The 6617-nt window shown below is 67.5% G+C and carries 6 protein-coding genes; 5 read left to right on the forward strand and 1 reads right to left on the reverse strand.

The genetic code is table 11. The features are described 5' to 3' along the window. The first annotated feature begins 150 nt into the window (after positions 1-150). From A5622_RS25145 to A5622_RS25165, 5 genes are all read left to right on the forward strand, one after another. On the forward strand, positions 151-1572 hold the full coding sequence (locus A5622_RS25145; protein WP_066868037.1) for a wax ester/triacylglycerol synthase family O-acyltransferase: 1422 nt from the start codon (positions 151-153) through the stop codon (positions 1570-1572). A 42-nt stretch (positions 1573-1614) separates the two neighbouring features. Further along, positions 1615-2475 carry a polyphosphate kinase 2 gene (gene ppk2 / locus A5622_RS25150; RefSeq protein ID WP_066881900.1) on the forward strand — a complete coding sequence of 287 codons (861 nt, stop codon included), beginning with the start codon at positions 1615-1617 and terminating at the stop codon, positions 2473-2475. A 5-nt stretch (positions 2476-2480) separates the two neighbouring features. Next, complete coding sequence (locus A5622_RS25155) at positions 2481-2993, forward strand: hypothetical protein (protein WP_066868031.1); 513 nt, start codon at positions 2481-2483, stop codon at positions 2991-2993. 110 nt (positions 2994-3103) lie between these two features. Further along, a complete protein-coding gene (locus A5622_RS25160) occupies positions 3104-4291 on the forward strand; it encodes a ferredoxin reductase (RefSeq protein ID WP_369806940.1) in 1188 nt (395 codons plus the stop codon). A 97-nt stretch (positions 4292-4388) separates the two neighbouring features. After that, positions 4389-5669 (forward strand): fatty acid desaturase, encoded by a 1281-nt coding sequence (locus A5622_RS25165; protein WP_066881909.1) that lies wholly within the window; start codon positions 4389-4391, stop codon positions 5667-5669. A gap of 110 nt (positions 5670-5779) precedes the next feature. Here the strand turns inward: A5622_RS25165 and A5622_RS25170 are convergent. Next, positions 5780-6617 (reverse strand): ABC transporter substrate-binding protein (locus A5622_RS25170; protein ID WP_156753088.1); only part of this gene is annotated, 838 nt, incomplete at its 5' end.

The following is a 6617-nucleotide window of genomic DNA, read 5'->3' on the forward strand; positions in this document are numbered from 1 at the left end:
TTAGTCAGTGGTCATCATGGCACAACTCGTCCGCACGCGTACCCACGCGGAGTTAGCGCGGCGGCGCCCGGTTACCGTGGGCGGGACGGGGCCCCCAGGGCCCGGGGCCCCCGCACACGGGCGACGAACTGACCAGGAGGACAGCGCCGCATGGTGAGTCGCTTGTCCCCGCCGGACGCATCGTTTTTTCGGCTGGAGAACACCGCCACCCCCATGTACGTCGGATCGCTGGCGATCCTGCGCCGCCCCCGTTCGGGCTTGAGCTACGAAACGCTGCTCGCCACCGTCGAGCAGCGGCTGCCGCAGATACCGCGCTACCGGCAGAAGGTGCGGGAAGTGCGGGTCGGCACGGCCCGGCCGGTGTGGCTCGACGACAACGACTTCGACATCACCTATCACGTCCGGCGTTCGGCGTTGCCCTCGCCGGGCAGCGACGAGCAGCTGCACGAGCTGATCGCGCGCCTGGCCGCGCGGCCGCTGGACAAGTCGCGCCCGCTCTGGGAGATGTACCTGGTCGAGGGCCTGTCCAAGAACCGGGTGGCCCTGTACACCAAGTCGCATCAGGCGCTGATCAACGGCATGTCCGCGCTGGAGATCAACCACGTGATCGCCGACCGGACGAAACGCCCGCCACCGTTTCCCGAGGACATCTGGGTACCGGAGCGCGATCCCGGCGACACCCGGCTGATGTTGGGCGCGGTCAGCGAGTGGGTCACCGGCCCGGGCGCCCAGCTGCAGGCCGTCGGCTCGATGATCGGTGGCCTGGTGACCAGCCACACCGAGCTGCTCGACGCCGGTCGCCGGGCCGTCGACTTCGTACGCACCGCGGCCCGACGCGCCGCGCCCAGCAGCCCGCTCAACGCCACCGTGTCACGGCATCGGCGCTTCACCGTCGCCCGCGGCAGCCTCGAGGACTACCGCGCCGTGCGCGCGCGTTACGACTGCGACGTCAACGACGTGGTGCTCGCCGTGATCGCCGGCGCCCTGGGTAACTGGCTGATGTCGCGCGGGGTGGCGGTGTCGCCGACCGCGACCGTGCGGGCGATGGCGCCGCTGCCGGTGTATGACGACGGCGACCTCGACGCCAGCGGCCCCGGTCAGGCGATCAGCCAGGTGATGCCCTTCCTCGTCGACCTTCCGGTGGGCGAGCCCAACGCCGTGGTGCGATTGTCGCAGATCGCCCACGCCACCGAGTCGAACCCGACGGCCGCGCATCTGGTGGACGCCCGGACCATCGTCACGCTGTCGGGTTTTGCCCCACCGACGTTGCACGCCATGGGCATTCGGGTGGCGACCGGTTTCCCGAGCTTCTCCAGGCGAACGTTCAACCTGCTGATCACCAACGCGCCCGGCGCCCAGTCGCAGATGTACATCGCCGGCACCAAATTGCTCGAGACGTACGCGGTGCCCCCGCTGTTGCACAACCAGGCGCTGGCCATCGGGGTGACGTCCTACAACGGCGAGCTGTACTACGGAATCAACGCCGACCGCGAGGCCATGAGCGATGTCGAGCTGCTGCCCGGCCTGCTGCACCAAGCGCTCGAAGAACTGCTGGAGGCTTCCCGGTCCTAGTCTGCGGTGAAAACCCCTGCGTGGGGCTATCATTCGTTTGCTGTGAGCACCGCGAAAAGCGACGGAGCGCCGTCGAAGCCGAACAAGAAGAAGTCGGCTTCCCCGCCCGTGCGCAAGATCACCGACGAGGTCTACGAAGCCGAATTATTCCGGCTGCAAACGGAATTGGTGAAGCTGCAGGAATGGGTGCGCTATTCCGGGGCGCGGGTGGTGGTGCTCTTCGAGGGCCGCGACGCCGCGGGCAAGGGCGGTGCCATCAAACGGATCACCGAGTACCTCAGCCCACGGATCGCCCGCATCGCCGCGCTGCCGGTGCCCTCGGATCGCGAACGCGGCCAGTGGTATTACCAGCGCTACATCGCCCACCTGCCCACCAAGGGCGAGATCGTGCTGTTCGACCGGTCCTGGTACAACCGGGCGGGCATCGAGAAGGTCATGGGTTTCTGCACGCCGCAGGAGTACGCGTTGTTCATGCGGCAGACGCCGATATTCGAGCAGATGCTCATCGACGACGGGATACTGCTGCGCAAGTACTGGTTCTCGGTGTCGGAGGCCGAGCAGTTGCGCCGGTTCAAAGCGCGACTGAACGACCCCGTCCGGCGCTGGAAGCTGTCCCCGATCGATTTGGAATCGGTATACCGATGGGAGGATTATTCACGCGCCAAGGACGAGATGATGGTGCACACCGACACCCCGGAGAGTCCGTGGTACGTGGTGGAATCCGATATCAAGAAACACGCGCGACTGAACATGATGGCCCATCTGTTGTCCACGATTCCCTACCGCGAGGTCGAGACGCCCAAGGTCAAGCTGCCCGGGCGTCCCGTCGTCAGCGGCAACTACCAGCGCCCGCCGCGTGAGCTGTCGACGTACGTCGCCGACTACGCGGCCACGCTGATCTAGCCCCCATGACCGTTGTCTATATCCCGGCCACGGTGCCGATGCTGCAGCAGCTGGTCGCCGACGGTTCGTTGTGGCCGGTCAATGGCACGGCGTTCGCGCTGACGCCGACCCTGCGGGAGGCCTACGCCGAGGGCGACGACGACGAGCTCGCCGACGTCGCACTGCGCGAGGCGGCGCTGGCCTCCCTGCGCCTGCTGGCGGCCCAGGGGGCCGAAGCGCCGTCGGAGTCGCCGCCGCCGCGCCGAGCCGTGCTGGCCGCCGACGTCGAGGGCGTCACGTACCGTCCCGACCTCGACGACGCCGTGGTCAGGCTGGCCGGCCCGGTTGCGATCGATCACGTGATCGCCGCCTACGTCGACAACGCCGCCGCCGAATCGGCGGTGGTGCGGGCGATCGAGGCCGTCGACGCCGCCGACCTGGGCGACGAGGATGCCGACCTGATCGTCGGCGACGCCCAGGACCACGATCTGGCCTGGTACGCCAACCAGGAGCTGCCATTTCTGCTGGAGCTGATGTGACGCCGAATGTGAGGCAGTCCTCGCCGCAGCGCTAGCTACGACACCGTAGGTTACGGTACCGTAGGTTTCGTGAAGCACACAGAATCGATCACAATGTGAGCGTCAGTCAGATGCCGCGTAGTGAGCAGGAGCTTCCCCTGGGCAGACGTAACCCATCGATCACGGGCAACGTCGTCGACACCAAGCGACCTGTTGTCGCCGGCGCGGACCGGCATCCCGGCTGGCATGCGCTGCGCAAGCTCGCCGCGCGTATCACCACGCCGCTGTTGCCCGACGATTACCTGCATCTGGCCAATCCGCTGTGGTCGGCGCGCGAACTGCGGGGCCGCATCCTGCAGGTGCGCCGCGAGACGGAGGACTCCGCGACCCTGGTGATCAAGCCGGGCTGGGGCTTCAACTTCGACTACCAGCCGGGCCAGTACATCGGCATCGGACTGCTGATGGACGGGCGCTGGCGCTGGCGGTCGTATTCGCTCACCTCGGCCCCGGCCGGCAAGACCCCGCGCTCGGCGGCCGATCCGGCCCGCACGGTGACGATCACGGTCAAGGCGATGCCCGAGGGATTCCTGTCGTCGCACCTGGTGGCCGGTGTCGAGCCGGGCACCATCGTGCGGCTGGCCGCGCCGCAGGGCAACTTCGTGCTGCCCGACCCCGCGCCGCCATCGATCCTGTTCCTCACCGCGGGCTCCGGGATCACGCCGGTGATGTCCATGCTGCGAACACTGGTGCGCCGCAACCAGATTGGGGACATCGTCCACCTGCACTCGGCGCCCACCGAATCCGACGTGATGTTTCGCGCCGAATTGGCCGCCCTGGCCGACGAGCACCCCGGCTATCGGATGCGGCTGCGCGAGACCCGCAGCCAGGGCAGGCTCGACCTCTCCGTGCTGGACCGCGAGGTGCCGGACTGGCGCGAACGCCAGACCTGGGCCTGCGGTCCGGAAGGCATGCTCACCGAGGCCGAGCGGACATGGTCGGCCGCGGGCATCGGCGAGCAGCTGCACCTCGAGCGGTTCGCGGTGTCCAAGGCCGCACCCAGCGGCGCCGGCGGCACCGTCACCTTCGCCCGCAGCGGGCGCACCGTCGGTGCCGACGCCGCGACGTCGTTGATGGATGCGGGGGAGAGCGCCGGCGTGCAGATGCCCTTTGGATGCCGCATGGGGATCTGCCAATCGTGCGTCGTCGGCCTGGTGGAGGGTCACGTCCGCGATCTGCGGACCGGCCAGGAGCACGACCCGGGGACCAGGGTGCAGACCTGCGTGTCCGCCGCTTCCGGCGATTGCGTGCTCGACATATAAAGGCTACTCACTGGTAACCTACGGCTTCGTAGGTTACGATAGCGTAGGTCTGGAACACGATTACGACTGAACAAACCACCGCAGGGAGATGACGACGATGGCGATCACAGACGTCGACGTATTCGCCCATTTGACGGACGCCGACATCGAAAACCTGGCCGTTGAGCTCGATGCCATCCGCCAGGACGTGGAAGACTCGCGCGGCGAGCGGGACGCCCGCTACATCCGCCGCACCATCGCGGCCCAGCGCGCGCTGGAGGTGACCGGCCGGCTGCTGCTGGCCGCCAGCTCGCGGCGCTCGGCCTGGTGGGCGGGGACGGTGACCCTGGGCGTGGCCAAGATCGTCGAGAACATGGAGATCGGCCACAACGTCATGCACGGCCAGTGGGACTGGATGAACGACCCCGAGATTCACTCCTCGACCTGGGAGTGGGACATGAGCGGGTCGTCCAAGCACTGGCGCTACACCCACAACTTCGTGCACCACAAATACACCAACATCCTCGGGATGGACGACGACGTGGGCTACGGCCTGCTGCGCGTAACCCGCGACCAGCGCTGGAAGCGCTTCAACCTCTTCAACCTGGTGTACAACACCCTGCTTGCGCTGCTCTTCGAATGGGGAGTCGGCCTGCAGCATGTGGAGCTCGGCAAGATCGCCAAGCGGCGGATGGACAACGACGAGGCTCGCCAACGGGTCGACGAGTTCTTGGCCAAGGCCGGTCGACAGGTGCTCAAGGACTACGTCGCGTTCCCGGCGCTGACCTCGCTGTCGCCCGGAGCCACCTACATGTCCACGCTGAAGGCCAACGCCGTTGCCAACGTGATCCGCAACGTGTGGGCCAACGCGGTGATCTTCTGCGGCCATTTCCCCGACGGCGCAGAGAAATTCACCAAGACCGACATGATCGGTGAGACCAAGGGGCAGTGGTATCTGCGTCAGATGCTGGGCAGCGCCAACTTCGAGGCCGGCCCCGCGCTGCGCTTCATGAGCGGCAACCTGTGCCACCAGATCGAGCACCACCTGTATCCCGACCTGCCGAGCAACCGGTTGCACGAGATCTCGGTGCGGGTGCGCCAGGTGTGCGACAAGTACGACTTGCCTTACACCACAGGCTCTTTCCTGTTGCAGTACGCCAAGACGTGGCGCACGCTGGCCAAGCTCTCGCTGCCGAACAAGTACCTGCGTGACGACGCCGACAACGCCCCGGAGACCCGCAGCGAGCGGATGTTCGACGAACTCGAACCAGGGTTCCTGGGCACCGATCCGGCCACCGGGCGCCGTCGCGGGCTCAAGTCCGCGATCGCGGCCGTGCGCGGCTGGCGGAGCGGGAAGCGGGCGGCCGCCGCGCGGCGCGCCGACGACCTGGCAGCCTAGCCGCCGGTCGGGGCGTCCGACCGCGGCAACTGCGCGCGCCGAACATGTTCTCACGGTGAAGATTTCGCTGATTTGCCGCCAGGAATGCACGCTCGGCGCGACCGTTGTGACTAGCCGGTCCGGTAGAAGTCGGCTGCCGCGACCGGGGCAATGCCGAGTTCGCGTGCGACCGCGTCGATCGACTGCTGCGCGACGCGCAGGTCCACCCGGTAGTCGGGGGTGAAGTAGGGCCCGACGTAGCGCTCGTAGTGTCGTTGCGCTTCTTGCGGCGTGAGCCGGTCGAGGAACCAGTTGACGTATTCGACTGCGCGGCTTGGGTGTTCGGCGAGCAGTCGCAGCGCGCGCTGATTGGCCCGGACGAGGGCCCCCAGCGCGGGGCTATCCGGTGGAATGTGGACCGGGTCGACCGCGACGCCCACCGTGGGGATCTGGAAGTGATCGCCGACCCAGGCCAGCAGGTGAAAGCCCTCTTCGGCGGCGACCTGTTCGGGGGACAGCGTGCTGCCCACGTAGGCGGCATCGATCGAACCGTCGCGCAGCCGGCGCAGGTCCATCTGGTAGTCACCGGGATGCCGCACCACGCACTGCAAGTCGCGGTCGGGGTCTAGGCCGTGCTTGCGCAGGACGATCCGGGCGAAAGCGCCCGGCGGGTTATCGGCGGCGTGCACGGCCAGGCGGCGCCCGCGAAGATCGGCCATGGACTTGACCTCGGCATTGCCGAGGAACCAAAACAGCGGGCGATCGGTGTTGACGCTCAACGCCTTCCAGCCGATCCCGTCGTTGAGTCGGGACAGCAAGGCCCGACCCAGGCCGATCACCGCGACGTGGCGCAGCCGCTGTGCTTGCCAGCCGACCCCGTCGCGGATGGCGACGTGCACACGATCGATCTGGCATACGTCGGGCGTGGCATTCACGAGGAGCTGATCGCCCACGTCGCCGATCAGGAGG

Source organism: Mycobacterium sp. 1245801.1 (assembly GCF_001673055.1).
Taxonomy (GTDB): Bacteria; Actinomycetota; Actinomycetes; order Mycobacteriales; family Mycobacteriaceae; genus Mycobacterium; species Mycobacterium europaeum_A.

Excerpts from the sequence above, each read along its gene's own strand:
- A5622_RS25160 (WP_369806940.1), top strand. The coding sequence starts at position 3,104 with ATGCCGCGTAGTGAGCAGGAGCTTCCCCTGGGCAGACGTAACCCATCG.
- A5622_RS25165 (WP_066881909.1), top strand. The coding sequence starts at position 4,389 with ATGGCGATCACAGACGTCGACGTATTCGCCCATTTGACGGACGCCGAC.
- A5622_RS25155 (WP_066868031.1), top strand. The coding sequence starts at position 2,481 with ATGACCGTTGTCTATATCCCGGCCACGGTGCCGATGCTGCAGCAGCTG.
- A5622_RS25145 (WP_066868037.1), top strand. The coding sequence starts at position 151 with ATGGTGAGTCGCTTGTCCCCGCCGGACGCATCGTTTTTTCGGCTGGAG.